Source organism: Haloarcula japonica DSM 6131 (genome assembly GCF_000336635.1).
Taxonomy (GTDB): Archaea; Halobacteriota; Halobacteria; order Halobacteriales; family Haloarculaceae; genus Haloarcula; species Haloarcula japonica.
This window is the reverse complement of the sequence record NZ_AOLY01000039.1, coordinates 19,424-45,371: the sequence shown is the minus strand read 5'-3', so window position 1 is coordinate 45,371 and position 25,948 is coordinate 19,424. Positions and strand designations below refer to the sequence as shown.

The 25,948-nt window shown below is 63.3% G+C and carries 29 protein-coding genes; 16 read left to right on the top strand and 13 right to left on the bottom strand.

All coding sequences use genetic code 11. The features are described 5' to 3' along the window. Positions 1-4: 4 nt before the first annotated feature. Positions 5-355, bottom strand: coding sequence for a hypothetical protein (locus C444_RS14615; RefSeq protein ID WP_004593752.1), 351 nt, complete (start codon positions 353-355; stop codon positions 5-7). Further along, a complete protein-coding gene (locus C444_RS14610) occupies positions 352-876 on the bottom strand; it encodes a DUF5817 domain-containing protein (RefSeq protein WP_004593751.1) in 525 nt (174 codons plus the stop codon). Before C444_RS14610 ends, C444_RS14615 begins: the two co-directional genes overlap by 4 nt. Before the next feature lie 92 nt (positions 877-968). On the opposite strand from C444_RS14610, the gene C444_RS14605 reads away from it, so the two are divergent. Both C444_RS14605 and C444_RS14600 read left to right on the top strand, forming a co-directional pair. Further along, positions 969-1,307 (top strand): cupin domain-containing protein, encoded by a 339-nt coding sequence (locus tag C444_RS14605; protein ID WP_004593750.1) that lies wholly within the window; start codon positions 969-971, stop codon positions 1,305-1,307. A 37-nt stretch (positions 1,308-1,344) separates the two neighbouring features. Then, positions 1,345-2,211 carry a hypothetical protein gene (locus C444_RS14600; protein WP_004593749.1) on the top strand — a complete coding sequence of 289 codons (867 nt, stop codon included), beginning with the start codon at positions 1,345-1,347 and terminating at the stop codon, positions 2,209-2,211. On the opposite strand, the gene C444_RS14595 is transcribed toward C444_RS14600, so the two are convergent. After that, entirely contained in the window at positions 2,163-2,387 is a 225-nt protein-coding gene (locus C444_RS14595) for a hypothetical protein (RefSeq protein ID WP_004593748.1), read from the bottom strand. The genes C444_RS14600 and C444_RS14595 overlap by 49 nt on opposite strands. Before the next feature lie 81 nt (positions 2,388-2,468). Here C444_RS14595 and C444_RS14590 point away from each other — a divergent pair, with 81 nt between their 5' ends. Further along, the gene (locus tag C444_RS14590; protein WP_004593747.1) at positions 2,469-2,696 is read left to right on the top strand and encodes a DUF7860 family protein; all 228 of its coding nucleotides are present in this window, start codon (positions 2,469-2,471) and stop codon (positions 2,694-2,696) included. Between the two features lie 141 nt (positions 2,697-2,837). Here the strand turns inward: C444_RS14590 and icd are convergent, their stop codons facing one another. Next, a complete protein-coding gene (icd, locus tag C444_RS14585) occupies positions 2,838-4,100 on the bottom strand; it encodes an isocitrate dehydrogenase (NADP(+)) (protein ID WP_004593746.1) in 1,263 nt (420 codons plus the stop codon). A gap of 151 nt (positions 4,101-4,251) precedes the next feature. On the opposite strand from icd, the gene C444_RS14580 reads away from it, so the two are divergent. Both C444_RS14580 and map read left to right on the top strand, forming a co-directional pair. Continuing rightward, a complete protein-coding gene (locus C444_RS14580; RefSeq protein ID WP_049909541.1) occupies positions 4,252-5,094 on the top strand; it encodes an isoaspartyl peptidase/L-asparaginase in 843 nt (280 codons plus the stop codon). 43 nt (positions 5,095-5,137) lie between these two features. Next, the gene (map, locus tag C444_RS14575; RefSeq protein ID WP_004593744.1) at positions 5,138-6,034 is read left to right on the top strand and encodes a type II methionyl aminopeptidase; all 897 of its coding nucleotides are present in this window, start codon (positions 5,138-5,140) and stop codon (positions 6,032-6,034) included. A 218-nt stretch (positions 6,035-6,252) separates the two neighbouring features. On the opposite strand, the gene C444_RS22780 is transcribed toward map, so the two are convergent. After that, positions 6,253-6,450: a DUF7835 family putative zinc beta-ribbon protein gene (locus C444_RS22780; RefSeq protein WP_004518623.1), complete on the bottom strand. Its 198-nt coding sequence runs from the start codon at positions 6,448-6,450 to the stop codon at positions 6,253-6,255. A 243-nt stretch (positions 6,451-6,693) separates the two neighbouring features. Here C444_RS22780 and C444_RS14565 point away from each other — a divergent pair, with 243 nt between their 5' ends. The 3 genes from C444_RS14565 to C444_RS14555 all read left to right on the top strand — a co-directional run bounded on the left by C444_RS14565 (position 6,694) and on the right by C444_RS14555 (position 8,643). Beyond that, a complete protein-coding gene (locus C444_RS14565; RefSeq protein WP_004593743.1) occupies positions 6,694-7,230 on the top strand; it encodes an HIT family protein in 537 nt (178 codons plus the stop codon). Positions 7,231-7,308: 78 nt separating this feature from the next. Continuing rightward, positions 7,309-8,223: a cation diffusion facilitator family transporter gene (locus tag C444_RS14560; RefSeq protein ID WP_004593742.1), complete on the top strand. Its 915-nt coding sequence runs from the start codon at positions 7,309-7,311 to the stop codon at positions 8,221-8,223. Positions 8,224-8,256: 33 nt separating this feature from the next. Then, a complete protein-coding gene (locus C444_RS14555; RefSeq protein WP_004593741.1) occupies positions 8,257-8,643 on the top strand; it encodes a DoxX family protein in 387 nt (128 codons plus the stop codon). Positions 8,644-8,687: 44 nt separating this feature from the next. Here the strand turns inward: C444_RS14555 and C444_RS14550 are convergent, their stop codons facing one another. Together C444_RS14550 and deoC are read right to left on the bottom strand one after the other, a co-directional pair. Continuing rightward, positions 8,688-9,971, bottom strand: coding sequence for a tRNA (N(6)-L-threonylcarbamoyladenosine(37)-C(2))-methylthiotransferase (locus tag C444_RS14550; RefSeq protein ID WP_004593740.1), 1,284 nt, complete (start codon positions 9,969-9,971; stop codon positions 8,688-8,690). 50 nt (positions 9,972-10,021) lie between these two features. Beyond that, complete coding sequence (gene deoC / locus C444_RS14545) at positions 10,022-10,717, bottom strand: deoxyribose-phosphate aldolase (protein ID WP_004593739.1); 696 nt, start codon at positions 10,715-10,717, stop codon at positions 10,022-10,024. 161 nt (positions 10,718-10,878) lie between these two features. Between deoC and C444_RS14540 the strand changes: the two genes are divergently transcribed. Further along, on the top strand, positions 10,879-11,715 hold the full coding sequence (locus C444_RS14540; protein WP_004593738.1) for a DUF63 family protein: 837 nt from the start codon (positions 10,879-10,881) through the stop codon (positions 11,713-11,715). 6 nt (positions 11,716-11,721) lie between these two features. On the opposite strand, the gene C444_RS14535 is transcribed toward C444_RS14540, so the two are convergent. After that, the gene (locus C444_RS14535; RefSeq protein WP_004593737.1) at positions 11,722-12,135 is read right to left on the bottom strand and encodes a hypothetical protein; all 414 of its coding nucleotides are present in this window, start codon (positions 12,133-12,135) and stop codon (positions 11,722-11,724) included. A 238-nt stretch (positions 12,136-12,373) separates the two neighbouring features. Between C444_RS14535 and C444_RS14530 the strand changes: the two genes are divergently transcribed. Beyond that, a complete protein-coding gene (locus C444_RS14530) occupies positions 12,374-12,883 on the top strand; it encodes a hypothetical protein (RefSeq protein WP_004593736.1) in 510 nt (169 codons plus the stop codon). Between the two features lies 1 nt (position 12,884). On the opposite strand, the gene C444_RS14525 is transcribed toward C444_RS14530, so the two are convergent. Further along, positions 12,885-13,106 carry a hypothetical protein gene (locus C444_RS14525; protein ID WP_004593735.1) on the bottom strand — a complete coding sequence of 74 codons (222 nt, stop codon included), beginning with the start codon at positions 13,104-13,106 and terminating at the stop codon, positions 12,885-12,887. An 86-nt stretch (positions 13,107-13,192) separates the two neighbouring features. Here C444_RS14525 and C444_RS14520 point away from each other — a divergent pair, with 86 nt between their 5' ends. After that, on the top strand, positions 13,193-13,918 hold the full coding sequence (locus C444_RS14520; protein ID WP_004593734.1) for a nucleoside phosphorylase: 726 nt from the start codon (positions 13,193-13,195) through the stop codon (positions 13,916-13,918). Positions 13,919-14,034: 116 nt separating this feature from the next. Further along, positions 14,035-15,549, top strand: coding sequence for an HPP family protein (locus C444_RS14515; protein WP_004593733.1), 1,515 nt, complete (start codon positions 14,035-14,037; stop codon positions 15,547-15,549). Here C444_RS14515 and C444_RS14510 read toward each other — a convergent pair. Further along, on the bottom strand, positions 15,546-16,754 hold the full coding sequence (locus C444_RS14510; RefSeq protein ID WP_004593732.1) for an NAD-binding protein: 1,209 nt from the start codon (positions 16,752-16,754) through the stop codon (positions 15,546-15,548). The two genes, C444_RS14515 and C444_RS14510, sit on opposite strands and share 4 nt — an antisense overlap. A 29-nt stretch (positions 16,755-16,783) precedes the next feature. Here C444_RS14510 and C444_RS14505 point away from each other — a divergent pair, with 29 nt between their 5' ends. From C444_RS14505 to C444_RS14495, 3 genes are all read left to right on the top strand, one after another. Further along, the gene (locus C444_RS14505) at positions 16,784-18,064 is read left to right on the top strand and encodes a potassium channel family protein (RefSeq protein WP_004593731.1); all 1,281 of its coding nucleotides are present in this window, start codon (positions 16,784-16,786) and stop codon (positions 18,062-18,064) included. After that, positions 18,061-19,863, top strand: a complete 1,803-nt coding sequence (locus C444_RS14500) for a TrkA C-terminal domain-containing protein (RefSeq protein WP_004593730.1) — start codon at positions 18,061-18,063, stop codon at positions 19,861-19,863. Before C444_RS14505 ends, C444_RS14500 begins: the two co-directional genes overlap by 4 nt. 120 nt (positions 19,864-19,983) lie before the next feature. Beyond that, on the top strand, positions 19,984-20,262 hold the full coding sequence (locus C444_RS14495; RefSeq protein ID WP_004593728.1) for a ubiquitin-like small modifier protein 1: 279 nt from the start codon (positions 19,984-19,986) through the stop codon (positions 20,260-20,262). 18 nt (positions 20,263-20,280) lie between these two features. Here the strand turns inward: C444_RS14495 and C444_RS14490 are convergent, their stop codons facing one another. Further along, positions 20,281-21,936 (bottom strand): histidine kinase N-terminal 7TM domain-containing protein, encoded by a 1,656-nt coding sequence (locus tag C444_RS14490; RefSeq protein WP_080509719.1) that lies wholly within the window; start codon positions 21,934-21,936, stop codon positions 20,281-20,283. 337 nt (positions 21,937-22,273) lie between these two features. On the opposite strand from C444_RS14490, the gene C444_RS14485 reads away from it, so the two are divergent. Next, positions 22,274-23,470, top strand: coding sequence for a restriction endonuclease (locus C444_RS14485; RefSeq protein WP_004593724.1), 1,197 nt, complete (start codon positions 22,274-22,276; stop codon positions 23,468-23,470). A gap of 146 nt (positions 23,471-23,616) precedes the next feature. Here the strand turns inward: C444_RS14485 and C444_RS14480 are convergent, their stop codons facing one another. Both C444_RS14480 and gatD read right to left on the bottom strand, forming a co-directional pair. Beyond that, positions 23,617-24,510: a GNAT family N-acetyltransferase gene (locus C444_RS14480; RefSeq protein ID WP_004593722.1), complete on the bottom strand. Its 894-nt coding sequence runs from the start codon at positions 24,508-24,510 to the stop codon at positions 23,617-23,619. A gap of 93 nt (positions 24,511-24,603) precedes the next feature. Further along, positions 24,604-25,851, bottom strand: a complete 1,248-nt coding sequence (gatD, locus tag C444_RS14475) for a Glu-tRNA(Gln) amidotransferase subunit GatD (RefSeq protein ID WP_004593720.1) — start codon at positions 25,849-25,851, stop codon at positions 24,604-24,606. Positions 25,852-25,948 lie beyond the last annotated feature (97 nt).

The following is a 25,948-nucleotide window of genomic DNA, read 5'->3' as shown; positions in this document are numbered from 1 at the left end:
AGTATCACTGCCGTCTCTGACTCACCAGAAAACCGGCCCCCGCGACGAGCACGACGACGCCGGCGAGGAGGAGCGCTTCCTGCCCGAGTAGTGGACCCAGCACCAGCAACGCCCATGCGACGGCAAAGACACCGTGGGCGATGGCGAACAGTCGTCGGCCCCGGCGAGCGAACACGACCGTCCCCAGCGCGAACCCGAGCGTGAGGACGACCGCCGAGAGCGCGATAGTGCTCACCCGCAATGAGCCGACGGCAACGGGTTCGACGACCGGCGTGAGCAAGAACAGCAGTCCCGAGAGACCGACAAGCGTCCCGACTGCAACCGGGCCGGGCTCGAAATCCAGTGTCGCGGTCATAGCAGCCGGTACTGCCCCCGGCTCTCCGATGCCTCGCCTGCGCGAACCAGCTTTTTCAGTGCCTTCCTGGTGTACGATGCCGGGACGCCGCGCTCCTCGGCATAGCCTACGATATCGTCCTCGGTCGGCTCGTCGAGGGTTCGCAACGCATGCAGGACAGTTTCCTTTCGGCTCGACCCGCCCGTTGCACCCTGTTCGGCTCGGTCGGCGGCCGCCGACACGGCATCGGTGTCGACCCCCGAATCTTCGAGGTACGTCTCGTCATCTACCCCTGCGTCGTCGACCTGTCGCTCCATCTCGGCGTAGGAGTCCAACTCCGCGAAGGCGTCGCCCTCTCCCTGCCGGTTCGCCAGCATCGACGCCCGAACCTCGCGAGCGTGGGCCTCGTCGTCCGTTTCGACGAACTTCCGACGCTTCTCGTGTTTGCGGCGCGTGCCACACCGCGGGCACTGGGTCGTCTCCGGTCGCCCCTCGGTGACCCACAGCGCGCTGCAATCACTACACCCGACGACCGCGTACATGCCTCTCTGTCAGGACCGGACGGTACTGAATCCACCGACGTCCGGTGCCGGGGGACGAAGGCTTAGGTTGAGTGGGCGCGACAGCACCGCGCATGGAAGAAGTACCACAGGCGGCCTGTGAGACAGTCGAAGCAGTCGACGGCGTCCACCTGACACAGATGGCCGTCGGAGAGCGGATGAGTGTCCAGCAGTTCCATATCGAACCCGGCGCGGCCGTCCCGGAGCACAGCCACCGCCACGAGCAGGTCGGCTACGTTGTGAAAGGGACCTTTACGTTCTACGTCAACGGCGAGGAGTACGTCATCGGCCCCGGAGACTCCTACGTGGTCCCGAGTGGGGAACCACACGAAGCGCGCAACGACGGCGAGGAGCCGGTCCGTGGCATCGACGTGTTCAGTCCGCCCAGAACGAACCCGGACTGGCAGGACTAACCACAACTGTTTGAGTCCTGCAATCGTATGGTAACTAATGACGCGGGCAGTGGCTGCCGTCGTGACGCTCGCATTCGTACTCGCCGGCTGTTCTGGGTTCGTCCAGCCGGAGAACCCCGAGACGGTCACGCCGGCACCGGTGCCGACCGACGGGGTCGGCTATCCGCCGGGCGTGAGTGACGACGCAGTGGTTCCGTCAACGCTGGCCAGCGCCCACACGCGGACGCTCGCGACGACGAACTACACGCTGGTCACCCGACAGCGGGTTACCGACGGCAACGGGACAGTACTCCGGCGGTCAAACCACATGCGCTACGTCGCGGCGAACAAGACGACGTACGCCGGGCAGTTCCGCCAGAACGGCACCGAACTGAACGCGTTCACCACTCGCATCGACTACTGGACCAACGGTTCCATCGTCGCGGCCCGATACGATGAGCGAGCGAACAGGCGCAACCGGGTCACGTGGCCAGTCCGCGACGACGGCCCGGTCTCGGACCTCTCGGAGCGCCGGACGATACGTGGCGTCGGAGAAGCCGTCGATCTCTCCGTTGCGGACCGGCGTGACAGTGGCGTCGTCCTCGTCGGCACCCGCTTTCGGAACCCTGACAGACTCAACACACCGCTGTTCGTGAGCGACCCCCGCAACGTGTCCGTCCGTCTCCGCGTCAATCACGACGGCACTGTTTCGGCGTTTCGGCTGGCCTTCGACGCTGAACGAAGCGACCGGCAGGTTCGTGTCACACAAGAGATGCGGCTACGACACGTTGGGTCGACGACAGTGAAACAGCCTGAGTGGGTCGCAAATACGACCCAGCGGTCGCTTCAGGACTACAGTCCGCCTGCAGAGAACAATCAGGCGCTATCGAGCGCGGGCAGGACCCGTCGTGAGGCGAGCATATAGCCGGCGTACAGGAGGACCAGCCCCATATACACCTCCCAGGTAGCGAACGCGGAGATGCCACCGGACAGGTCAGCGAGAGCGGCCTGTTCGGTGAGTGCTCCCCCCACAGTTAGCCCGGTCGCGAGCAGCGTTGAGAGCAGGAGTTCGAATAGCTCCGGAATCGATTCTGAAACCATGTATGCACAGATATCACTACGAATGCGCTTGTAGCTCTTTCGATCCGAGAGAGCTTAGTAGGCCCACGAGAACTGACCTGTATGAGTCAAAACTGGAACGCGGACTACGCGACACTCGCAAAGCGCGGGTTCATGCTCGGGGCAGGGTTGTTCCTCCTCGGTATCGCAGGGGAGGTCGCTGGGGGCACCGTTCTCGGAACGCTCCCTGCCTGGGGCGACACGCTGCTGGTCGACATAGAAATGCTCGGTATTCTCGTCGGGCTCCTCTCGCCGCTCGTGTTCGGCGTGGTTATGCCGCTGACCGAGTAACGCTTCTCGGATCGACTGTGCTCCATGGAAAAACGATTCCCGAGCGATAGCTCTGTTCTTCCGATAGTAGCTGCTCGTCTTGCCACTCCGGGCTGTGAGAGACGATAAAAATTGAGCGTCTATGTCGTCGGCGCGGCTCGCTTATGCGAGCTTCTCTATGTTCTCGACGACCTTCTCGGCGAACTCGCTTGTGGCGAGCTTCGTGCCGCCCTCGATCTGGCGTTCGAGGTCGTAGGTGACGTTGCCCGAGGAGATAGTCTCCTCGACGGCGTCACGAACGAGCTCGCCGGCGTCCTTCCAGCCCATGTATTCGAGCATGAGGCGGCCGGAGAGGATCATCGCGGTCGGGTTGACCTTGTCTTCGCCGGCGTATTTCGGGGCGGAGCCGTGGACCGGCTCTGCGAGACAGCGGGCCGAGCCGAAGTTCGCACCGGGAGCGATGCCGAGCCCGCCGATCTGTGCGCCGGCGGCGTCGGACATGTAGTCCCCGTTGAGGTTCATCGTCGCGATGACGTCGTACTCGTCGGTGCGGGTCAGGAGCTGCTGGAGCATGTTATCGGCGATACGGTCGTTGACAACGAGCGCGTCCTCGGGCGCTTCGCCGTCGTACTCGTCCCAGAGCTCGTCCTCGGTGATGACGTGCTCGCCGTACTCCTCTTCGGCGACCTCGTAGCCCCAGTCACGGAAGGCACCCTCGGTGAACTTCATGATGTTGCCCTTGTGGACCAGCGTGACGCTGTCGCGGTCCTCTTCGAGGGCGTAGTCGATGGCCTCGCGGACGAGGCGCTTGGTCCCGAACTCGGTGATCGGCTTGACACCGATGCCGACCGGGCCGTCGTGGATGGTCTCGTCGAAGTCCATCTCGTCCTCGACGAACTCCTTGACCTCCTCGACTTCGTCAGTGCCGGCCTCCCACTCGATACCGGCGTAGACGTCCTCGGTGTTCTCCCGGAAGGTGACCATGTCCATCTCCTCGGGGTCCTTGACCGGTGACGGGACGCCCTCGATGTGGTAGGTCGGGCGGACGTTCGCGTAGAGGTCGAGCGTCTTCCGGAGTGCGACGTTCAGCGAGCGGAAGCCAGCGCCGACCGGCGTCGTCAGCGGGCCCTTGATAGCGACGTTGAACTCCTTGATGGCCTCGACGGTGTCGTCGGGGAGGTTCTCGTCGTACTTGTCCCGTGCGGACTGACCGGCGTAGACGCGCATCCAGGAGATGTCGCGACCAGTAGCGTTCGCGGCGGCTTCGAGCACCTTCTGTGCGGCCGGACCGACGTCCGTTCCGATACCGTCCCCGTGGATGATGGGGATGATCGGGTTCTCCGGAACGTCGAGTTCGTCGTCCTCCGTGACCTGAATCTGCTGTCCCTCGTCGGGAACCTCCACTTTGTCGTAATCGTAGCCCATATTCCGCCAATTGATAGTCGCCCCTAAAGGCGTGCCGCTTTGCCTCAGACGTGGTAACACGGTGCGTAAAGAAAGGGCTACGGCTGCATATCGGCACGTCACTATCGTCATTGCCGGAGGTGATATGCCGTTCGTGTGTCAACTGGATTTTATGCACGTCATCGTCCACGGCGGCGCGGGCAGTCCACCGGAGTCACCGGCTGACCGGCAGGAAACGCTTACTGAGGCCGCTGAACAGGCGATAGAGTCGGAACACCCGATGAACGCGGTGCTGGCCGCGCTTCGGCCGCTTGAATCCGACCCGGCGTTCAATGCCGGTATCGGTGGTGCTGTCCAGAGTGACGGCGAGGTCCGGACTGACGCCGGATTGATGACCCATGACGGTCAGATCGGGGCGGTGTGTGCAATGTCTGGCATTGTACACGCTGCGGATGTGGCCTATTCTGTGGCAACTGAGACGCCACACGTCCTCCTTGCCGGCGACGAGGCTATCGAGTTCGCGGCGGGTTCCGGCGTCGAAACCGGTCGAGACCTTACGACGGCGGAGACCCGACAGCGATACGAGGCCGCTGGCCCACCCGATGGCGGACCCGCAGACCACCTCGACTGGGTCCATGCGCATTTCAGCGGCACCGACACTGTGGGCGCGGTCGCGACTGACGGGGACCAGCTTGCGGCGGCGACATCGACCGCCGGACGCTGGTACGCGCTGGCCGGTCGAGTCGGCGATGTGCCACAGGTCGGCGCTGGCTTCTACGCGGATGACCGCGGTGGCGCGAGCGCGACCGGCGAAGGGGAGGCCATCGCCCGGTTCGGCCTGGCTCGCCGCGCCGTCGAACTCTTAGACACGTACGGCCCGCGGCAGGCCGCCGAAGAAGCAATTGCCGAGTTCGAGGACGCGACCGGCGGGCGTGCCGGCGTAATCGTTCTCGACCGTGCTGGCCACACTGGGGCCGAACGGAACACCGCCGCGATGCAGACTGCGAGGAGATAGCCAGAGGGAAACCCCTTTGCCCGCCACCGACTAACCGGCGTGCATGACCGACGTGGACTTCGATGCCGAGCAGTACGAGAAATGCCGCGAAGCGGGGGAAATTCTAGCGCAGGTGCGCGACGAGGCGGCCGAGCGCGTCGAGGTGGGCGTCTCCCATCTCGAAATCGCTCAGTGGGCCGAGGACAAGATCCGGGAGCTGGGCGGCAAGCCGGCGTTCCCGGTGAACATCTCCATCGACGAGGAGGCGGCCCACGCCACGCCCGAGCGCGACGACGACGCCACCTTCGGCGAGGAGATGGTGAACCTCGACATCGGCGTCCACGTCGACGGATGGCTCGCCGACACCGCCGTGACGGTCGACCTCTCCGGACAGGACGAACTCGCCGAAGCCCCTGCAGAGGCCTTAGACGCCGCGCTGGATGTTGCCGGCCCGGGTGTCGATGTGGGCCAGATCGGCGCAGCTGTCGAGGAGGTCATCGAGGGGTACGGCTACAATCCCGTCGTGAACCTCACCGGCCACGGACTGGGCCACTGGGAGCAGCACACGTCGCCGAACATCCCGAACCGCGAGGTGGCACAGGGCGCAACACTCGACGTGGGCGACGTGGTCGCTATCGAGCCGTTCGCCACTGACGGTCGCGGCAAGGTTCAGGAAGGGGCCGACGAGGAGATTTTCGCCCTCGAACGGGAGGGGTCAGTCCGGAACCGGCAGGCCAGACAGGTCCTCGAACAGATCACCGAGGAGTACCGAACGCTGCCGTTTGCCGCCCGCTGGCTCGACTCGCCACGAGCGGAGATGGCGCTTCGCCGCCTGAAACAGCAGGACATCGTCCACGGTTATCCAGTTCTTAAGGAACAGGACGGGGCCTACGTCAGCCAAAAGGAACACACCGTCATCATCACCGAGGACGGCTGTGAAGTGACGACGCGCTCGCGGTAGCGCGACACCGACTCCGAACTTGTCGGGTGATATCGGACTACTGTTTTCGAGTAGCAACGCTATCGCTCCGAGAGTCGTGTGAAAGGGTGGGGTGTGTGGCCACGCAGTCAGAGACCGCGTGGCGTATTGAAACGGGTGGGTGGGGGGTGTGTGGCCACGCAGTCAGAGACCGCGTGGCGTACGGAAAGGGTGGGTGGGGGGTGGGGTGCGTGGGATGGTTAGGCGTTGTTCATCCGCGTCGACGTGGTTGTCCCACAGATTTGACACTCGCTAACCCGATACGGCTCTCGGGAAAACGCCGCGTTTTCGCGTTTATCGGACTCTGTCTGTATCTGGACACGCACGGCGTGCGGTGTCTCACGGTCACACGTCGAACAGTGTTCGGCCATGTCAACGCCGTCGTTTATCGCTGCCATCCCGTCTGATACAAATCCGGTAGAGAGTATAAAAACCACATTCAGTTCTGGTCCGTTCAGCACTGTTTATCGCAAGACAGCGACCGATTTCAGTCGATTACAACCGTATATTCGCCGAGAATGTTTAAAAAGACCGCTGAGGCCACAGAACCCGGTTAGATTGCGTGAACGGCCAATGCTTTTATATGCCTCTTTCTTGGCATCAGCCACGTCGTTTTTGCTGGTGGGTCGATAACTGGCGGCATGGACAAGGTGTTTGCGCCGTGGCGCATCGAGTGGGTCGAGCGCGAGGAGACGAACCCAGATGTCGACTGCGTGTTCTGTGCGTTTCAGGCACAGGACGACGACCGGGCGAACAATCTCGTGGCGCGAAGCGACCACGCCTTTGTCCTCCTGAACAACTACCCGTACAACCCCGGTCACGTGATGGTCATTCCGCACACCCACACCGGCGAGTACGGCGACCTTGACGACGAGGTCCTGCTCGATCACGCCCGCCTGAAACAGCGGACGTTCGACGCCCTCGAAACTGCGCTGTCCCCGGATGCGTTCAACGCCGGGCTGAACCTCGGTGGTTCCGCGGCCGGCGGGTCCATTGACGACCACCTCCACACCCACGTCGTGCCGCGGTGGAACGGCGACACTAACTTCATGCCGGTCATCAGTGATACGAAGGTCATCGTTGAGGCCGTCGAAGAGACGTACGACCGGCTCTACGCTGCGTTCGCGTCACAGGACGGAACAGCTGATCCTGGGGACGGGGCTGTCCGAATCAACTGAGACAGCCGTAAGCAACGCCCGGAGCGAACCGTGTCAGTGTCGAAGCGGCTTTGATGGCGGCCCGATAACGGAGGAGCAATGTCACGCCGCGCGACGCTCAGGCGAGTCGGCCTGCTCGTTCTCGGCGTCAACCTTCTCCTCGTGCTGCTGAAAGCCAGCGTCTGGCTCACCACCGGGAGCCTCGCTGTCCAGTCCGAGGCGATCAACAGCGCCGCCGACACCGCCTACTCGCTGGTCATCGTCGCTGGGCTGTACCTGACGACGCGCCCGCCTGACTTCGAGCATCCCCACGGCCACGAACGCATCGAGCCGTTCGTCTCGCTGTTCGTCGCCGCAGGTATCTTCGCCGCTGGCGGGTTCGTCCTCTGGAACGCCGGAAACGCCCTGTTGACCGGGGAGATATCGGTGACACAGGGGCCAGCCGCTGTGCTCGTACTCGTGTTCTCGGCCGTCGCGAAGTACGCCCTCTACCACTACTGTCTCCGTGCGGGCACGGACCGGAACTCCCCGGCACTCATTGCGACAGCGAAGGACAACCGCAACGACATCCTCACCGCCGGAGCGGCGCTGGTCGGCGTCGCCGGCGCGATGGCTGGCTACCCAATCGCTGACCCACTGGCCGCACTCGTCGTCGCTGTCGGCATCATCTACACCGGCATTGAGGTCGTCCAAGAAAACGTCACGTATCTCGTCGGCGGCGCACCACCGGAAGACCTCCGGCGCGAGATTCTCCGCCGTGCGCTTGACCACCCGAAGGTCAGCGGCGCACATGACGTCATCGCCCACTACGTCGGTCCCGAAATCGACGTGAGCCTCCACATCGAGGTGGAGGGCGACCTGACGCTGTTCGAGGCCCACGACATCGAGACGGCAGTCATCAAGTCCATCGAGGAACTTCCGGAGGTCGACGACGCGTTCATCCACGTCGACCCGAAGGAACTGGGGGAGTGGAAAGACGACGAAGAAGTAGAGCGGCTTGCCGATCTGGAGTGACGTTTTAGTAGCTTCCGTGCCATGCCGTAGCATATGGGTGACGACTCATCACGTAGCTGGCTCGCGCTTGGACGACTGTTGTTCGGCCTCGGCGTGGCCCTTCAGGCTGCTGAGGACTTCCGCGACATGGAGGACGCTATCGAGTACGCTGAGTCTGCGGGTGTCCCCGCGCCGGACCTGCTGGCTCCGCTGGCCTCGGGAATGATGCTGGTCGGTGGGCTTGGGACGGCGTTCTGGCGGCTCCCCCGGATTTCGACCGGTGCGGTCGCCACGTTTCTGGCCGTCGTCACGCCGACGATGCACGACTTCTGGAACGCTGACCCGGACGACCGGGGCGGCGAGCGTCTGGCCTTCTTCGGGAACCTCGCGATGTTCGGTGCAGCGGTCACGTTCCTTCGCGAAGCCTATCGTAGCGACTGAGTGTCTGGTCGGTTTTTTGACTGAAAATTTGAGCCGACGACCACCTAGTCCGCAACCTGCGCCCGCTCGACCGGTTCGCCGAAGGCGTACACGGTGTTGTGGCTCGTGATCTCCACGTCGACCGTGTCACCGATTTCGAGGCCGCGCTCCTGTGCGTCGGCGATGACGACCTGCCGGTAGGCCTCGTCGTAGCCCACCAGCGACTCGTCGGTGCCGTCCTCGACGAGCAACACCGAGGACGTGTGACCGACCATCTCCTCGTAGGCCTCGGCCATCAGTTCCATCTTCGCCTCGCTCATCTCCTTCGAGCGGTCCTTCTTGATCTGGCCGCCCAGTCCCTTCATATCGTCGGCGTCGGTTCCGGGCCGCTTGGAGAAGCGCGTGACGTTGATTTTCTCGGGTCGGGTCTCGCGAAGCAACGCCATCGACTCCTCGTGGTCGGTCGGCTCCTCGGTCGGGAAGCCGACGATGAAGTCCGTCGACAGCGTCCAGTAGTCCAGGTGGTCGTCCAGCGTCTCGATGACCTCCAGGTACTCCGAGACGGCGTGCTGGCGGCGCATATCGGCCAGTACGTCGTCGCTGCCGGACTGGACCGGCGCGTGGATGAAGTTGTATAGTTCGTCGTGCTCGGCGAACACCGCCGCGAGTTCCTCGCGGACGCCGTGGAGGCCCTTCGGGTTCGCCATGCCGACTCGTACTCGGAAGTCGCCGTCGATATCCGTACAGATGCGGTCGAGTAGCTCCGGTAGGAGGCTCGTCCCCTGGTTCGTATCCCAGCCGTAGACGCCCGTGTCTTGACCGGTAATACGGATTTCTTTCGCACCGGCGTGGACGAGCGCGCGGGCCTTCTCGACGTTCTCGTCGACGGAGGGCGACTCTATTTTCCCGGTCGCCTGCTTGGTGATGCAGTAGGAGCAGTCCGACATACAGCCCCGGGCGATTGGGAGGATGCCGACGACGCCGTTGAGCACCGTTTCGGTGTCCGGCGTGATCGTCGGGCATTCGCCGTTGAGGACATACTGTGGAACGTCGTCCCAGTGGAGTACTTCGGCGTCGATATCGGCGGTTTGGAACTCCTCACCCTGTGCGAGCGCCATACAGCCCGTGATGACGAGGTCGGCCGGCGTTTCCTTGTCGAGTTCTTTGGCCCGTGCGAGCATGTTGCGTTCGGTCTTCTCAAGCACCGTGCAGGTGTTGAGGATCGCCACGTCGGCGGACTCCGGCCCGTCGGCGGGGTGGTGCCCGCCCTCCCGGAGCGCCTGCTCGATCTGCTGGGTCTCACCTCTGTTCGAGGTGCACCCGTACGTCTCGATGTGATACCGGGCCATTCAATCGAACACTATCGCCAGGACGGCAAAAGGGCGACGGATTGGACCGGTCAGTAGCCGTCGGTCGTGTCTGGGTCGTCCCGGTCCCGCTCCGGTTCGGTCACGGTCTCCCCTTCCGTTGCGGCCTGCCATTCCCGAACAATAGTATCGCCACTCGACGCGCCGATCCGCTCGGCCCCGGCCTCGAACATCGCTTGGGCGTCGGCCCACGATCCGACGCCGCCGCTAGCTTTCACTGGGAGGTACTTGCTGAGAATCTCCACGTCGTGGACCGTCGCACCGCCCTCGCTGAAGCCCGTCGCGGTCTTGAGATATGCGGCGTCGGCGTCTGCGACGAGCTGGCCGACCCGTTCGAGTTCGTCGTCGGAGAGCAGCGGCGCTTCGACGATGACCTTCACGGGAACCGGGACGCTGGCGACGACTTCCGTGATGTGGTTCCGGACGGCATCGTCCTCGCCGGCTTTGAGCAAGCCTATGTTGCACACCATATCCAGTTCGTCGGCTCCGGCGTCCCAGGCCAGCTTGGCCGCTTGGCAGACGCTGTCGGTCTGACCCTGTCCGTGCGGAAAGTCGATGACGGCCGTCAGTTGGACGTTCGCGTATTCGGTCGCAAGCGGGAGCGCCCACGGCGGGATGCACGCTCGCATGCCGTACTGGAGCGCCTCGTCGAGACAGGTTCGTACATCGTCCGGTGTCGTCGTCGGTCCGAGGACCGTATGCTCAATGCGGTCTGGTATATCGTCCATACCGCGGGATGATACGTGGTGTCCACGTAAAGACGGCGGGCGGCAGACGGTATCGGCTACTGTCTGTCCGTCTCACTGTCCGATGGGTGTCGCTCAGGCTCCGACACCCACCGTCGGTCTCGTTCGGAAGGTTTTCCCTCATCCGAGTCGGCGTGAGGGACATGGTACTGCCTTCGGGGTTAGCGCTCCCGCCGCTTGAGTACACTGTGGCGCTGCTTGCGGGTACACTCGTGGTGACAGCGCTGTTGTACGCCCTCGAACCACCGATTGGCCAGCGGACCGTGGTCGCTCTGACGCCGTGGATGGCACTTGGCGGCGCGCTCCACGCGTTCCATCAGCCGCCGATTGAAGCGTACAGGCCAGTGGTCGCACCGCTGTTCGGCGCACCGGCGGTGTACCTCACGACGTTGGTCACGCTGGGCGTCGTCTGGATCACGTTGACGCTGTTCAGTGTTCGACGCGGCCACAGCGAAACGATTTCGCGCAACCTCGGCCTCATCGGAACTGGACTGCTGACGGTGTTGCTCGTCATCGCCGTCGTGATGGCACTGGAGTCCGGCCTGCTAGGGCTCATCTGGCCGACCGTCGCTGTCGTTGTCGCGACTGTCGTCACCGCGGCGACAGTGCTTGCGGTCGCGCTGTGGCGGACGCCGGTCGTGGTTCGGATGCGCTATGCGGCCCCGACGGTCGTGTTCGCGCATATGCTCGACGGCGTCTCGACGGCAGTCGGCGCTGACGTCATCGGCATCACGGAGCGAACGCCGATCCCGGCCCGGATCATGGAGTTCGCCGGCACGCTCCCAACGGCTTCGTATCTCGGCAAAGGCTGGCTGTTCGTCTTTGTCAAATTGCTCGTGGCGGTTGCGGTCGTCTTTCTGCTGGATGACTACCTCGAAGAAGACCCCGCAGAAGCCAGCCTGCTGCTCGCGCTCGTGACCGCGGTCGGCATCGGTCCGGCCACGAACAACATCGTCCTGTTCCTGTTTAGCCCGGTCTGAAGACGGTTATTCTGCTACCGGATCGTCGAATCGCTCCTGTCGTTCCTGTTCGAGCCGTTGACACCCGAACACGAGCGGATCCGGAACATCTGTTGCGTTGGACTGTAGCGATTCGAACACGACGGCCACCTCTTCGAACCGTGGTCCGCGACCGGCGACCAGTGGCTCTGTATCCCACGTAATGAACCCGTAGTCGGACAGCATCGGCAGGTGACAGTGGTACAGTTTCTGTCGAAGGACCGCCGGGTCGCGCGGGACGTTGGGGTTTACGGCACTTTCGGGGAGTGGGACTGTCTCGTCGGGGTTAGCGTCCGCCAACGAGATAATGAGTTGCCGCCTCGATTCGGCCGTAACGGCCTTGAAAACCTCGTCCCAGCGTCTGATCACCTGCTTTCCGTTCTGGTAGCGCTGCTGTGTCATGGTATAACTTGTAGCACTTTTCCACACGACTACATATATATTATCGTGGTGTACTATATTGAGTGAATCGACTGTTGAGGGCGGCTGTCCCTGGTTATATCGAGACGCGAGGATGCTGAAACAAGCTTATTTGCACTCAGTGAGACATCCCGAACAAATATCCTGACAGCAGGCTGTTCTGGCCACAGATCCCGTATTTACAGCAGTCGTCGCTGCGCCGCTCTGATCACATGACACAATGCTCATTGGCACTGCGAACGAGGGACGATACGTGCTTGACTACCCCATCACGCAGTGGGCGTTCGCCTGTGTCGTCGCCGGTGCGGTCATCGGTCTGTTGTTGAACATCCCGATGGTGACACAGGACCAGGGGTATCTGCCGGCGTACGTCGCCGCGGCCGGCCTCACTCGCGCCGATCCGGCTACGGTGAGCCGCCCCCTCGCCGTCGCTGTCCATCACGGCACTGCTCTCGTCGCGGCGCTGCTGTACGGCGCGGTCGTCGCTGGCCTCTCGGTCGTGCTCCCGACGGCGGTCTCGCTCAACGGCGTCCCGCTGATACCCCATATCGTCGGTATTGCAGGCATCTCCGCGTTCATCTACTACTTCTTCGCTCGTATCGCCATGCCTCGCTTCGGCGGCAGCGTCCGGGACGACGCTGACGAGATCATCCGACAGTGGGCACTCACGGCGTTCATCTTCGGGACAGCGCTCGCACTGTTCATCCCGGTGCTCGTCACCTGGCTGTAGGCTACGTGTCCCCGGCCCGCTTCGAGAGGTTTCTGTAGGCTCCGAGATACAGGAAGACGCTGGCGAGCAGCGCGAACGGGACGACGAGGGTCCACGAGGGGCCGTCCGGCGTTCCCGCGCCGACGGTGTAGCCAGTCAGCAGTCCGAGGACGACTCCGGCGGCGAGAGCGATACCCGCCGCCCCCCGCATCCGCCTGTCGAACAGCGAGATATCGTCTGCCATACGTCCTCTCTCGCGGCCGTCCTACCTCACTGTTGTGACTGACGGGAATCCACTGACTACTAAATGGCTCCGTACGACTGGCCTGTATGGCGAAACAACCGCATCTACTCGTCGAACCGGGTGACCTGACAGACATCGCGCTCGTGCCGGGCGACCCCGGCCGTGTCGACCGCATCGCAGGCCTCTGTGACGACCACGAGGTCGTCGCACAGAACCGCGAGTACAAACTCGTCAACGCCACCTACGACGGCCGCGAACTGACGATCTGTTCGACCGGCATCGGTTCGCCGTCGACGGCTATCGCCGTCGAGGAACTGGAGGCGGTCGGCGTCGAGACGCTCATCCGCGTCGGAACGACCGGCGCGCTCCAGGAGGGCATCGAAATCGGCGACATGGTCGTCGCCAATGGCGCTGCCAAGGACGAGGGAACGTCCCAGCGCTACGAATCCAAGTCCGTCCCGGCCGTCCCCGATTACGACGTGCTCTCGTCGCTGGTCGACGCCGCCGAGGCGAACGACGAGGACGTTCACGTCGGCCCCATCGCCACGGACGATGCCTTCTATGCCGAGACTGACGAGTACATCAACGACTGGGAGGCTGCCGGCCTGCTGGCCGTCGAGATGGAGGCGGCCGCGCTGTTCTCCCTGTGTCGCCGCAAGGGCCTGCGCTCGGGCGCTATCTGTACCGTCGACGGGAACCTCGTCGAGGGGACACAGAAGGGCGAAACCGAGGGCGAGGAACTCCCCGAGAAAGCCAAGAACAACGTCGAGCGCGCCATCGAAATCAGTCTGACGGCGGCTGCGTCGCTGTAAGCGTCGGAACTCCTGGATTCTGCGAGCGCCCGTCGGGGGTATCGGACCCGAATGAATGTCCGGCCGCGCCGCTTCCCGGCGGAGGGCTTAACAGACACTCTCCCGTGAGAAACGGTATGCTCGACCAGTTCCGGAAACGACTCCGCGCGGCGGTCAGACGGCTCCGGCGGGTCGAGCGCCGTGAACTACGGGACTTCAGACGGTGGGCCGAGGTGACCGAAAACCTCGTCCACCTCTCTATGCTGGTGTTCGTCCCGCTGGCTATCGTGCTGGTGACGACGCTGGCGAACGCCGTCCCGCAACTGAGCTTCCTACTGTTCCCGCCACTTGCAGCGGGGTCGTACACGCTGTTCGTCGACCCGACGAGCAAGTACTCCGACCCGAAGCGGTTCGTCGCGGGACTCACTATCGGCGCGGTCTGTGGGCTGGGGGCACTCGCTGTCTCGAACAGCTACCTCACAGCACCGGGCGGCCAGTTCGGCGTCAACGCGCTGGGTGCCGGCCTCGCCGTCTTCGCGACTGGTGTTGTCACCTGGCCGCTGGACATCGAGGAGCCGTCGTCGTACTCCACTGCCTTGCTGGCGCTGCTGGTCGAACCGAACCAGCGAGTGACGTTCGTTGCCAGCATCTTCCTTGCCAGTACACTCGTGGCGGTCCTCTTTGTCATCTGGCGCGAGCAGTTCTACGAGCAGCGAGCGACGTATCTGTACGAGTCGATGTCCGGTGACGACCACGTTCTGGTCCCGATGCGCGGCGACTCAGCGGGACAGACGGCGATGTTGGGCGCACGGCTTGCGGCCGCCCACGAGGCCGGCAAAGTCGTCCTGCTGGACGTGGTTTCGGATAGCGACACCGCCACGGCCCGGCAAGCCCTCACGCGGGACACAATACAGATGGACATCCGGTCGGAGAGCGGGTCGGACTCGCCATCGGCTCGGACCCGCCTCGTCGGCGATGGCGGTGACCCGGCCACTGCGGGGATGTCGCCCGGCAAGACCGACCTCGAAGCGGAGGTGGACTGGCTAGAGACCCACGCCGACCGAATCGAGACGCGAACGGGCGTCTCCTGTCAGGTCGTCGTCGCAAGCGACGACGGCTCGCCGGCCAAAACGACGCTGCAAACCGCGGCCGAAACCAACTGTGACCTCATCGTCGCACCCTACGAGAGCCAGCACGGGGCGTTAACGCCGTATCTACAGCGGCTGTTCCGCAGTAAGAGCGACATCGTCGTCCATCGGTCCCGGAGCGACCGGACCCGCTGGAAACAGGTCATCGTCCCCGTGCGGTCTGTCAGCGACGTAGCCCACAATATGGTCGACTTCGCCACGCGACTGGCCGGTCGGAGCGGGCGGGTCGCCGTCGCGACCTGTATCGGCTCCCGCGGGGATCGCCGCCGGGCAGAAGAGATGCTTGCGGACCTCATCGAACCGTACGAGGGCGCGTTCGAGACGAGGGTTCCGCGGACAAGCATCCAGACGTTTCTGTCCGATACTGCATCGCAATACGACCTCGTCATGATCGGAGCAAGCCGTGACCGGAGTAAGGCGTCGCGGTTCATCTCCCCGCCGACGTTCGAACGGCTTGAGGACGTGGAGACGGACATCGCTATCGTCGACCGCGGCCGGGCCTAGAGCTCTGCGTCGTCCTCGTCGTTCACGTCGAGCAGGTGGTCGGCAATATTCTCCATCCCCTTCCGACCCAGTGCCGACTGAACGATGAGGTGGCCGCCAAGTACTGCCGGGCTGATGACCGTGTCCGCGCCCGCTCGGCGGAGCTTCTCGATGTTCTCGCGGTCGGTTGCCCCGGCGACGATGTTTACCTCCGGATTAAGCGTCTGTGCCGTCAGTATCGCCAGCGCGTCCTGTGCGTCGTCGTTCGTCGCCGCGACGACCGCCGCGGCGTCCTCGATACCGGCCCGTTGCATTGGCTCCTCGTCGCTCGGGTCCGCGGTCAGGACGGCGATATCCTGTTGCTGGAGCCGCGTCGCCGTCTCTGTGTCGGGTGTGATGACCACGAAATCGATTGCGCCGGTCAGTTCTTCGATAATCGGTTCCGTCAGGTCGCCGTGGCCGAGCACCAATACGTGGTTCTCGAGCAAGTCCAGTTGTGCGTCAGTCATGTTTCCGAGTGCCTCCGAAAGCCGCTTCTCGATTGCTGGGCCCAGTAACGACCCCAGCGCGATGGCGAAACTGGCCGTTCCGAGGACGACCACCGACATCCCGAACAACTTCGCCTTCTGGCTCTGTGGGGTTACGTCGCCGTACCCGACGGTACTGGCCGTGACCAGCGTGTAGTAGAACGCATCGGTCGCCGTCGAGAGATTGGTGAACTCATCGCGGAGCGCGTACGACCCCGCCGTTCCGTACATGAGCGAGCCGATGAGTGCCGCGCCTGCGGCCAGTTGCGCCGTCGAGAGGTCGACCGGCCGGTCGAACCGCCGCCGGTTCAGCAACATCGCCGGGAGCGAGAGCAGCGAGAGGACGACGAGCGGTATCGACACCGCCGAACTCGGTACAGGGCCGATAAGCGGGAGCGGGACCTCCGAGTTCTGTACGAGGCCTTGAACCGCCGCCACGGGAAGTAAGACGATGGTCGCATACCACGCAATTCGCAGGCGGCGTCGGAGTCCGATGGCGCTGACGAGTAGCGTGAACCCCGTGAGTGCACCAGTGAACCCGGCGGTCCGCTGGATGCTTCGTGGAATGAGGTCCCCGAGCGGCCCGCTGATCGACACAGCACTGATGTTGACCACACCAGTGACGAACGACAGCACCGCCACCAGCACTGGCAGGATGATCGCCGTTCGTGCCCCCAACCAGTTCCGCGGCCTGTCCATACCCATCAAGATTACAGCGGTCGGTGTAAATGTACTGTCCGCGGGCCGGAAGCGATTTACTACCGGCCACGCAGGATGTGGACATGGCTTCGCTCCCAGTCGAGGTGTTGATGGGGATCTATCTGGGGCTGTTGGTGGGAGTGATACCGGCGCTCGTGTCGTGGGCGCTGGGGTTTACTTTCAAGTACTTTACTGGCATTACCGTGCCGGGATTCGGTGTTGTCGTGCTGGCAATCGCGCTTGCCGGCGTCAGCGGCGGCCTCATGGCGCTGGCGGATAAGTCGATTACGCAGGCCCCCAACGCCGAGCGAATCATTACTGCAATCATCCTCGTCGGGATGGTGTCGCTGTACGCTCACAGCAAGGGCGACCAACTCGGGGCGAACTTCCCGAAGCGACTCTCCTTGCAGGGGCTACGCGAGAAGAAACTCTCCGCGGACATGGTCGAATTCGTCGGCGGCCGCGACGAGGTCCGTATTCGCATCATCGGCGACGTGGCCGACATGGAGGGGTATCCGCCGCTTTCGGAGCCGCTCCGGGCCGAAATACGCACTGAGGAGTGGCGGTTCCCGGCGGACCTCCGCATCGGCGAACTCGAACGCCGGATGGAGGAGCGCCTGAAATCGGCGTTCGACCTCGGCGATGCCGCCGTCTCAATCGACGAACAGGGGCGGGCAACGGTCATCGCTGCGCCGCCGTTTTCGGGCCTGTCCAAGCGTGTGGGCGACAACCGCCACGCCGTCTCGGTGGACGCGCTGTTGCCGACCGGGCTGGCTCGCAACGACGAGGTGACAGTGCTGACTGAGGACGCACAGGTTCGGGGGACTGTCGTCAGCGCACGGTCAACGCCGTCGGTCGACGAGACACCAGCCGAGACCCCGGCGGAACCGGAAATCGTCGATGCAGAGGCGTCCTCGACCCCAGTTCAGGCACCGACGACCGACGGCGGCGAGGGCCGGCTCACGGTCGCTGTGACTCGGACGGACGTGCAACCGCTCCTGCGGTCGGCCCAGCCAAAGGTCGTGGTCGAACCCCGCGGGACACACCGGGAGTACGAACTCGTCTCCCTGCTCCGGCGGGCAGGGAGCCGGTTCCGGCGGCTCACGGTCCGGGCCGACGGTCCGCTTGACGGGACAACGCTCCGGGACGCCCATGTTCGGGAGGCACACGACGTTGCTATCGTCGCTATCCGGACGCAGGACGGCTGGCAGGTCGCGCCGCGTGGCGATGCGGCCGTCGAAGCCGGCGACGAACTGTACGCGATTGGCCGCCGTACCGACCTCGATGCCTTCGCGGAGGCGGTCGCATGATGCCATTCGGTCCGACACTGCTTGCACAGATCGGCTCGAACCTGCAACTGGGGATGGTGTCACAGGCGCTAGTTGAGGGCGTTGTCTGGCTTCTCGTCATTATGATCCTCGCCGCAACGCCGGCGGGCGCTATCGCCGTCTTCTACCGCTGGTACGTCCGTGAACGAATTCAGACCGGGCTGGCACTCCTGTTTGGGCTGACTGCGGTCGTCCTCGTTATCGGCGCGACGACCGCGCTCAGCGAGGTTATCCTCGGCGACGATGATGTGCTAGCGGCCAGTGCGGTCCTGTTGAACCTCGCCGCGTTCCTCGCCGGCGGCATCGGAGCCTACGGCGGGATGCGTGTTGGAGACCGACTGGGTGTCGACCTCTTTGCCGCGACCGGCGGCCGGAACATCGACGCCGACGTGAGCGAAATCGTCCAGACCGTCGGCCGCGTCACATCCGTTCGCCTCCCCGAAGACATCGACGACATCATCGGTTACGATCCGATGCCCGAGGAGACAAAAGAAACGCTCGCGGATCGCCGCTTTCTCTTCCCTCGGCGGCTGACGAAAGACGAACTCCGCGACCGTCTGGTTGGTCGGCTCAAGACTGACTACGGCGTCGGCCACGTCGATGTCGAACTGGCCGACGACGGCACCGTCGACTACCTTGCGGTCGGGTCGCGGGCGGCCGGTATCGGCCCGACGCTGCCACCCTCGACGAATGCCGTCGCTATTCAGGCTGATCCAGCCCATGCTGCGAGCGCCGGCGACCTCGTTCAGGTCTGGGAGCAAGCGCCGTCGAAGCGCGTCCTCACCGGCGAGCTCCGGGGCGTCGCCGACGACGTGGTGACGGTCGCTATCGACGCCTCCGACACGCCGAAACTCGACCCGCAAACGCAGTACAAGCTCGTCACGCTCCCCGTGCAGGACCGTTCCGACCGTGAGTTCGCTTCGCTGCTCCGGGCGGCCGACGAGACAATGGGAACTGCCACCGTCGAACCGGGGAGCGCGCTCGACGGCGCACCGGTCGGCAGTCTGGCGGTCTCGGTGGTCGCGATCACCCGCGACGACACAGCGCCGGAGACGATCCCGTCCCGCGAGCGCATCCTCACAGCCGGCGACACAATCTACGCAATTGCCACCCCGGACGCATTGCGGCGGCTGGAGGAAGCCACGGAGGGGACAGGCGAACCGGCCTCCACGGTGGCTGTGACGGACGAGCCGGGAGACGATACTGATGACAAGGACGGTCAGCCAGGCGCGTCTGACGCTGCTGACCGGAGCGAACAGACCGACGAGACAGAAGAAACGGCGGCTGATGCGACTGCTGCCACGGCTGACGACGGCGTTACGACTGCCGACGCCGCCGAGACTGATGTCGATGACTCAGCCAGCGCTGACGCAGGCGCAGACGCGGCTGACACCGCCGCCGTCGACGAGCCGGCAGACACCGCTGTTGAGGATGAATCGGCTGATGCCGACCTCGCTGATGTTGGCGCTGGCGACAGGACAACCGAAGCCGGTGACGAGTCCCCAGACGACGACCCGCTGGAAGCACTCCGAAACGCCGACGTGGCGGACGCAAGCGACGAGCTGACCGCGGACGAGGCATTTGACGACCTGCCCGCGGACGACAGCGACGACACCGTCGAGGTGTGGGACCCCGAAGAGCGGATCGGCGAGGCGGACGGCGAGACTGCTGCCGACGAAGCCGACGACAACGACTCGGCGGACTCCGAAGCGCTGACCGAGGACGGAGACGGCGGAGACGACGAACCGACCGCTGGTGACGATTCGGAGAAACCAAACTGAATTGCGGGTATCGCTGCCCCAGATGCACACCGTCGCAGACTATCCCTCTCCCGCCTGCCCGAACGAACTGGAGACACCGCAGTCCGGAACTCTCTTTTGCTGGACGCTCGGAGTACAGCTATGGAGTGGAAACTGTTCGCACACCTCCGGGACGCGGCCGACGGCCAGTCGGTCAGCGTCGATATTGAGGAGGACGCCACGGTCGAGACGGCGCTCGATGCACTGCTCGCGTCGCGACCGGCGCTCGCCGAGGAGGTGCTCGACGAGAACGAGAAGTTGGCCGACCACATCCGGGTGCTCGTCGACGGTGAAGACCCGTTCGCCGCCGGCGATGGGCTGGCGACGGCAGTCGACGAGGAGACGGAACTCGCGTTGTTTCCGCCGGTCAGCGGCGGGTAATACGGACTGGTGGCCGGGTCAGTTTTCCAGCGGTCCCGCCACCGTCACGTTCGAGATGACGACACGAACGCCGCCCTGATACTCAGTATCGAGCGCCACGTCCCAGCCGTGGGTCCGTGCAAGCATCCGCAAGTTCGGGAGAGTCATCCCGGCCGCGGCGTCCGGTATCGCGCCGCCGTATTCGAAAAAGGCCTCCGACGCTGTCTCGCCTGCCGGGGTCCCGTCGTCGGTGATGACGATCTCGTCGGCCTCTCGCTCGACGGTGACCGTCGACGCACCGTTGTGCGCCGCGAACGTGAACCCGCTCTCAAAGAGGTCCCGCAAGCGTGTCGGGTCGGCGATGACCTGTCCATCCACGTCGGCCGCCATAGTGAGACCGTCAGTGTCGGCACGTTCCCAGGCTCCTTCGATGACTGGCTGGAGCTCGACAGGCATTGTTTCGTCGATTGTCTGCCCATGCCGAGCCAGCGTCGCAAGCCCGTCGACGATTTCGGACATGCGGTCGGCCGTCTCGGACGTCGACTGGAGGGAGTCTCTGGCCAGGTCGACCTCGCCGCGGTCTAGGGCATTACCAGCGGCGGAGACGCGGCCGGTGATTATCTGGAGCGTGTTCAACAGTTCGTGTCTGATTGCAGTTGCAAACCCCTCCAACTGCTCGTTCTGTCGGTCGAGTTCACGGCGACGCCGCTCGCTTTCAGTCACGTCGGTGAACACGAGCATCCGACCGATATCGACCTGTCCCAGCGAAAACGAGGTGTCGCTGACGAGGTAGTACTCTGTCCCGTCGTCCCGGTTCCGTTCGAGAATCTGTTCGTCTGTTTGCATGATTTCCGAAACGGCCGGCAACACCGTCTCAAGCTGCTGTCCGCGGCTTCCGGCCAGCGCCGGGAAGAGCCGCTGTGCCTCGCCGTTGGACTCCTTGATGTGGTGTCCGTCGTCGAGATACACGACAGCTTCGTCCACGCCGTCGGTCAACTGCACGGCGAGAAACGCCTCGTCGTAGACGTAGAGGACACCGAACGCGAACAGTGCGACGCCGAGCGGTTCGTGGTTGATGTCGAGCAGGATGTCGCTGACGTACCCGATGATATCAAGCACCGCCGGGATCGCCGTGACACCGACGAGAACGCCGAGCGGACGGGTGTCGTAGTCCGCTTCGAGGAACAGTTCGAACAGCATAAAAAAGCCGACGGTGACGAGCGCGTAGGACAGTCCTGTCACCACCCAGTGGAATACGCCGTGTGTGATCGCCAGATGCGGGAACGGGTCAGCAACGAACTGCGTGGCGAAGTAGAGCCCGTGAAGCGGATTGGTCAGCTTCACCGTGACGATACCGAGGTACACGCTCACGGCGACCACGCGGTATAGCCGGTTCCGGTGGAATGCCCGCCCGGTGTATGCCGAACAGAAGTACAGCCACGCGCCGACCGTCGCGAGACCGACGATGAGGCTGCCGAGGTAGAACGCGTATCCAAGCGTCCCTGGAGTGATCAGGAAACCGAGTTCCAGCGCCGCCCAGCCGCCGCTACAGAGAAGGAGTCCGACCATCCCGCGGCGGGTATCGGGGTCCTCCATGCGAGTCGCTCTGTAGAGCCCGACACCGCACCCGATTGCCGCGAGGCCGTACGCCGCGACATACGCGAGAAATGCCGGAGGGCTCCCAACAAGATCCATCTACCGGTGATAGGGCTGGTATTTGAATGAGTGTTGCGTCCGCGTTATCGGTTATGATAACTCTTAGCATGTCATAGAAACCATCACTCGCTCTGTCTATCCAAAGTCTGTCAAGACTCGCCTACAAGATACAAGGCGCGTATCGGGCACTGCTAATTCGCCATTTTGGGCGGGAACGGAGTGATAAATACAGACAGTAGTTGTAACATATCGGTTATCGGCTTCTGGGACTAAACATGCATCCACACTAGTTTTGTGTCCGGCGAGTTAGTAGCCTCCCCGTCCGGTGGCTCTCACGACAGGGAGCCTTTTGTTCTCAAGCAGAGTGAAAACACGTATGTCTGGTGAGAGGTCGTTTGGTCATGAGGAACTATCGAACGCAGATCTAATCGTGGACGCGGTGTACGAGGGGGGCGAGGCAAACAACCTCTCTGCTGCTCCACTCCCGGACTTGCTCAACGTGGGGACTGCGGGTGGATTCCGCCCGGTTCGTACCCCACCGAATAGTACGCAGAAGTACTCGTACGTCGTTCTGTACACAACGTTCAACGAACCAGATTGGCCAGATACCTTGGACGCACAAACTGGAACGTTCACCTACTATGGAGACAACCGGAATCCCGGGTCAACGCTTCACGAAAAGACCGGAAACAAGATTCTCAGAGACGCCTTCCACAACCTTCACAATGGCCAGCGGGGAACGATTCCACCCTTCTTTGTGTTCAGTAAAGGCGACGGGTGGGACAGAACATTCAGAGGGCTCGCCGTGCCGGGAGACCGACTCGCGAATCAATCTGAAGACTTGGTGGCGCTGTGGAAAATCAGAAACGGCAGTCGTTTCCAGAACTACAAAGCAAAGTTCACTATTCTCGACGTCAGCCAAATCCCTCGAATGTGGATTTCCGATCTTGAGGAGGGTAATTTTCTAACCGAGAACACACCAGATGTCTGGGCAGAATGGCGAGAAAGTGGAAGCTACACGCCACTCCAAGCTGAACAGACGAAGGACCACCGAACGAAAGCAGAGCAGATGCCCACATCCACAGAGAAACGGACCATCCTGGACGCGGTGTATTCCTACTGCAACGACGACTCCGGCCAGGCGAGAAAGTTTGAGCATGTTGCTGCGGCCATCTTCGAACTCATGGATCCGAATGTTACTCGCTCCGAGGTCACCAGGCAATCAAGAGATGGTGGGCGGGATGCGATCGGAACGTATCACATCTCCCCAGATATCGGGTCCGAAAGTGACAGTCTGGGTGTTGAGTTCGCACTCGAAGCGAAGTGTTACGGTCCAAATTCATCGGTCGGAGTGCATGATACGAGTCGACTCATTTCTCGTATCAGACACCGTCAGTTCGGTGTCCTGATCACCACTTCGTACGTCCACGAACAGGCGTACAAAGAAATCAAACAAGACGGTCATCCTGTGTTGATTCTCAGTGGTGGTGACATTGCAGAGGTTCTACTTGAGAACGGAGTAACCTCTGAGAGCAAAGTGAAGGAGTGGATTAAAAACCAAATACCGAAGTAGGTAGCTCTGTTAAGACCCTCAGTCGTTGATAGTTTGTTGAGGCCGTGCTGAATACAATTTCTATATCTTGCACTGCTTTCTGTAGCTGTCTCCATCCCAACATTTCTATCCTGAACTGCGGCACAGTAAATCGGCTGTGACTGTTTCTATGACACGCTGAACCCTTCGCCATCTATCTCGAACACGAAGTCCGGGCACTCATCGATGTTCCCGCTGGCGTACGCGGCCTCGGCGACGTGGCGCGGTGTCTCGGGGATAAGAACCCGTGTCCCGTCAACGCCGAGCGTAGCTGCGTCGGCGGCTATCGCAGTGAACAACGCCCGCGCAGCGTCGACGTCGCTCCATACTCCGACCGCGTACTCCGCGAGTTGCTCGCCGTTAGCTTCTGTCGTCCGGACGCGACAGGCCATCCCTTGTGGCTTATCCCCGACGGTCAGGACCGTCTGCTCAGTCGCCAGTCGGTCCAGCGTTTCCCGCGTCAGCGTCGAGAGCGCCCAGCTCTCCCCGCTATCGAGTGCGAGCCCTGACAGGGCGTCCCGGCCGTCGCTCTCCTGCCAGTAGCGCCACGCTGTCGCAGGGTCGTTTCCGACAGTCATCTCGGGCGTCTCGTCGGTCCGGTCGGGGTGTGCCCAGCGGAACGACGTGACCGCTTCGAAGCCAGCAGCCAGTGACTGGCCGAGCCCGGCCTCGTTCCAGGAAAACACCATGCTTCGACCGACTGACGCCCCGGCGTTGGCCGCCCATTGAATGAGGTGATCGGTCAGCAGCGACCCGAACCCCCTCCCCCGGTGGTCAGAATCGACACGCATCCCCTGGAACCACGCCTCGGTTTCGGTGAGTATGACGGCCTGCGCGATGCCGACAGCGTGGCCGTCAACGTCGACGACGAGGGTTTTCCGATCCGGGCCGTCAGCGTCGACCCAGTCGCGGAACACGTCGGGGATGTAATCGGCCATCGCACGGTCGGCCCAGACATCGCTAGTCAGTTCGACAATATTGTCGTAGTCGTCGTGACGAGCCGTCCGAACAGTCGGCGACATACCGGGAGACTCGCCCGCGACGACAAAAAAGAGGCGCTCCGGTGTCGGAGTCGCTGTTTGCACCGTGACTACGTCACCGTACCGGTCCCGGTGCTACAGCCACGGCGTCGAGCGCTGCTGAATCTCACCGGCAAGGGGCTCCTGCATCGCATCGGCAACCTCGTCGCTGTTTGCCAGCGCCCACATGAGCTTAACCTTCGCCGTGCCGGGGAGCATATCCTCGCCCTCGATGACGCCGGCGTCGAGCAGGTCCCGACCGGTGTCGTACACGCGGTCACAGACACGCCCTTCGAGGCACTGGCTGGTCATGACGACGGGGATGTCCAGGTCCTCGATGGTCCCGATCCAGTCGGTGTTGACGTGGCCCAGCCCGGTCCCTTCGATGACGATGCCCTCGCTGCCCTCGGCGGCCGCTTCGAGCAGCGACGGGTCCATCCCCGGCGAGAACTTCAGCAGTTCCACGTCCGTCTCGATGTCGTCGTGCAGCGCCAGGTCGACGGCGTCGCGCTCGACGTATTCGCGGCGGAACGTGACAGTACTCCCGCCGTCGATGTCGTAGTCGACTTCGCCCAGCGGCTTCGCACCGACCGTCTCGAAGGCGTCCCGACGTGAGGTGTGGTTCTTCCGGACGCGGGTGCCCCGGTGGAGGGCGCAGCGGTCGTCAGACTCGTCGGCATGCATACAGACCAAGACCTCCGCGCAGTCGCTCGTCGCGGCCTCGACGGCAGAAACGGCATTCATCACGTTATCGGAGGACGGGCGGTCAGCCGACCGCTGGCTACCGGTGAAGACGATTGGGACCGGCGTGTCGAGCATGAAGGCCAGCGCCGACGCGGAGTACTGCATCGTGTCGGTGCCGTGCATGACGACGATGCCGTCCGCGCCGGCTTCGATCTCCTCGTGGACCGCCTGTGCGAGGTCCTGCCAGACGGCTGGGGTCATGTTCTCCGAGAGGATGTTGGCGACGACGCGGCCGCGGTAGTTCGCCATTCCCGCGAGATCCGGGACCGCCCGCAGCACGTCCTCGGCGTCGAACTGGGCCGTCACCGCGCCGGTGCGGTAGTCGACCGTCGAGGCGATGGTTCCGCCGGTGGAGATGAGCGACACCGTCGGCAGGTCGTCGTCGAACTCGATGGCTGACTGGCTCTGTTCGTCCTGTGCGCTCTCGACATCGTACACGTCCGATTCCAGTACGTCGACGGATGCGTCCTCTCGGTCGATGCCGACGTTGTACCCGCCGTCGAGTTTGACGACGAGGTGCTCGGGCGTACTCGATGGGAGCAACACGCCCTCGTAGGTCTGGGCCGCGCGCTCGACGCGGACCCGGTCGCCTGCGTTCATGCGCGGCACTTTCCGCCGGTGGGACTTGAACCCACTCGTTTCGGTGTGCACCGCAGTGAGTCTCGGCCCGTACTGTCGCCGTGCATCACCGCAACCG

Bases quoted from the DNA above. Each gene is read 5' to 3' on its own strand.
- C444_RS14540 (WP_004593738.1), top strand. From the start codon at position 10,879: ATGGTACTGCCTTCGGGGTTAGCGCTCCCGCCGCTTGAGTACACTGTG.
- C444_RS14500 (WP_004593730.1), top strand. From the start codon at position 18,061: ATGATGCCATTCGGTCCGACACTGCTTGCACAGATCGGCTCGAACCTG.
- C444_RS14530 (WP_004593736.1), top strand. From the start codon at position 12,374: ATGCTCATTGGCACTGCGAACGAGGGACGATACGTGCTTGACTACCCC.
- C444_RS22780 (WP_004518623.1), bottom strand. From the start codon at position 6,450: ATGGCAGCGATAAACGACGGCGTTGACATGGCCGAACACTGTTCGACG.
- C444_RS14555 (WP_004593741.1), top strand. From the start codon at position 8,257: ATGGGTGACGACTCATCACGTAGCTGGCTCGCGCTTGGACGACTGTTG.
- C444_RS14605 (WP_004593750.1), top strand. From the start codon at position 969: ATGGAAGAAGTACCACAGGCGGCCTGTGAGACAGTCGAAGCAGTCGAC.
- C444_RS14515 (WP_004593733.1), top strand. From the start codon at position 14,035: ATGCTCGACCAGTTCCGGAAACGACTCCGCGCGGCGGTCAGACGGCTC.
- C444_RS14535 (WP_004593737.1), bottom strand. From the start codon at position 12,135: ATGACACAGCAGCGCTACCAGAACGGAAAGCAGGTGATCAGACGCTGG.
- C444_RS14485 (WP_004593724.1), top strand. From the start codon at position 22,274: ATGTCTGGTGAGAGGTCGTTTGGTCATGAGGAACTATCGAACGCAGAT.
- C444_RS14505 (WP_004593731.1), top strand. From the start codon at position 16,784: ATGTACTGTCCGCGGGCCGGAAGCGATTTACTACCGGCCACGCAGGAT.
- C444_RS14550 (WP_004593740.1), bottom strand. From the start codon at position 9,971: ATGGCCCGGTATCACATCGAGACGTACGGGTGCACCTCGAACAGAGGT.
- C444_RS14565 (WP_004593743.1), top strand. From the start codon at position 6,694: ATGGACAAGGTGTTTGCGCCGTGGCGCATCGAGTGGGTCGAGCGCGAG.
- C444_RS14600 (WP_004593749.1), top strand. From the start codon at position 1,345: ATGACGCGGGCAGTGGCTGCCGTCGTGACGCTCGCATTCGTACTCGCC.
- gatD (WP_004593720.1), bottom strand. From the start codon at position 25,851: ATGAACGCAGGCGACCGGGTCCGCGTCGAGCGCGCGGCCCAGACCTAC.
- C444_RS14590 (WP_004593747.1), top strand. From the start codon at position 2,469: ATGAGTCAAAACTGGAACGCGGACTACGCGACACTCGCAAAGCGCGGG.
- C444_RS14560 (WP_004593742.1), top strand. From the start codon at position 7,309: ATGTCACGCCGCGCGACGCTCAGGCGAGTCGGCCTGCTCGTTCTCGGC.
- C444_RS14525 (WP_004593735.1), bottom strand. From the start codon at position 13,106: ATGGCAGACGATATCTCGCTGTTCGACAGGCGGATGCGGGGGGCGGCG.
- C444_RS14580 (WP_049909541.1), top strand. From the start codon at position 4,252: ATGCACGTCATCGTCCACGGCGGCGCGGGCAGTCCACCGGAGTCACCG.
- C444_RS14610 (WP_004593751.1), bottom strand. From the start codon at position 876: ATGTACGCGGTCGTCGGGTGTAGTGATTGCAGCGCGCTGTGGGTCACC.
- C444_RS14615 (WP_004593752.1), bottom strand. From the start codon at position 355: ATGACCGCGACACTGGATTTCGAGCCCGGCCCGGTTGCAGTCGGGACG.
- C444_RS14490 (WP_080509719.1), bottom strand. From the start codon at position 21,936: ATGGATCTTGTTGGGAGCCCTCCGGCATTTCTCGCGTATGTCGCGGCG.
- map (WP_004593744.1), top strand. From the start codon at position 5,138: ATGACCGACGTGGACTTCGATGCCGAGCAGTACGAGAAATGCCGCGAA.
- C444_RS14510 (WP_004593732.1), bottom strand. From the start codon at position 16,754: ATGGACAGGCCGCGGAACTGGTTGGGGGCACGAACGGCGATCATCCTG.
- C444_RS14480 (WP_004593722.1), bottom strand. From the start codon at position 24,510: ATGTCGCCGACTGTTCGGACGGCTCGTCACGACGACTACGACAATATT.
- C444_RS14595 (WP_004593748.1), bottom strand. From the start codon at position 2,387: ATGGTTTCAGAATCGATTCCGGAGCTATTCGAACTCCTGCTCTCAACG.
- C444_RS14520 (WP_004593734.1), top strand. From the start codon at position 13,193: ATGGCGAAACAACCGCATCTACTCGTCGAACCGGGTGACCTGACAGAC.
- C444_RS14495 (WP_004593728.1), top strand. From the start codon at position 19,984: ATGGAGTGGAAACTGTTCGCACACCTCCGGGACGCGGCCGACGGCCAG.
- icd (WP_004593746.1), bottom strand. From the start codon at position 4,100: ATGGGCTACGATTACGACAAAGTGGAGGTTCCCGACGAGGGACAGCAG.
- deoC (WP_004593739.1), bottom strand. From the start codon at position 10,717: ATGGACGATATACCAGACCGCATTGAGCATACGGTCCTCGGACCGACG.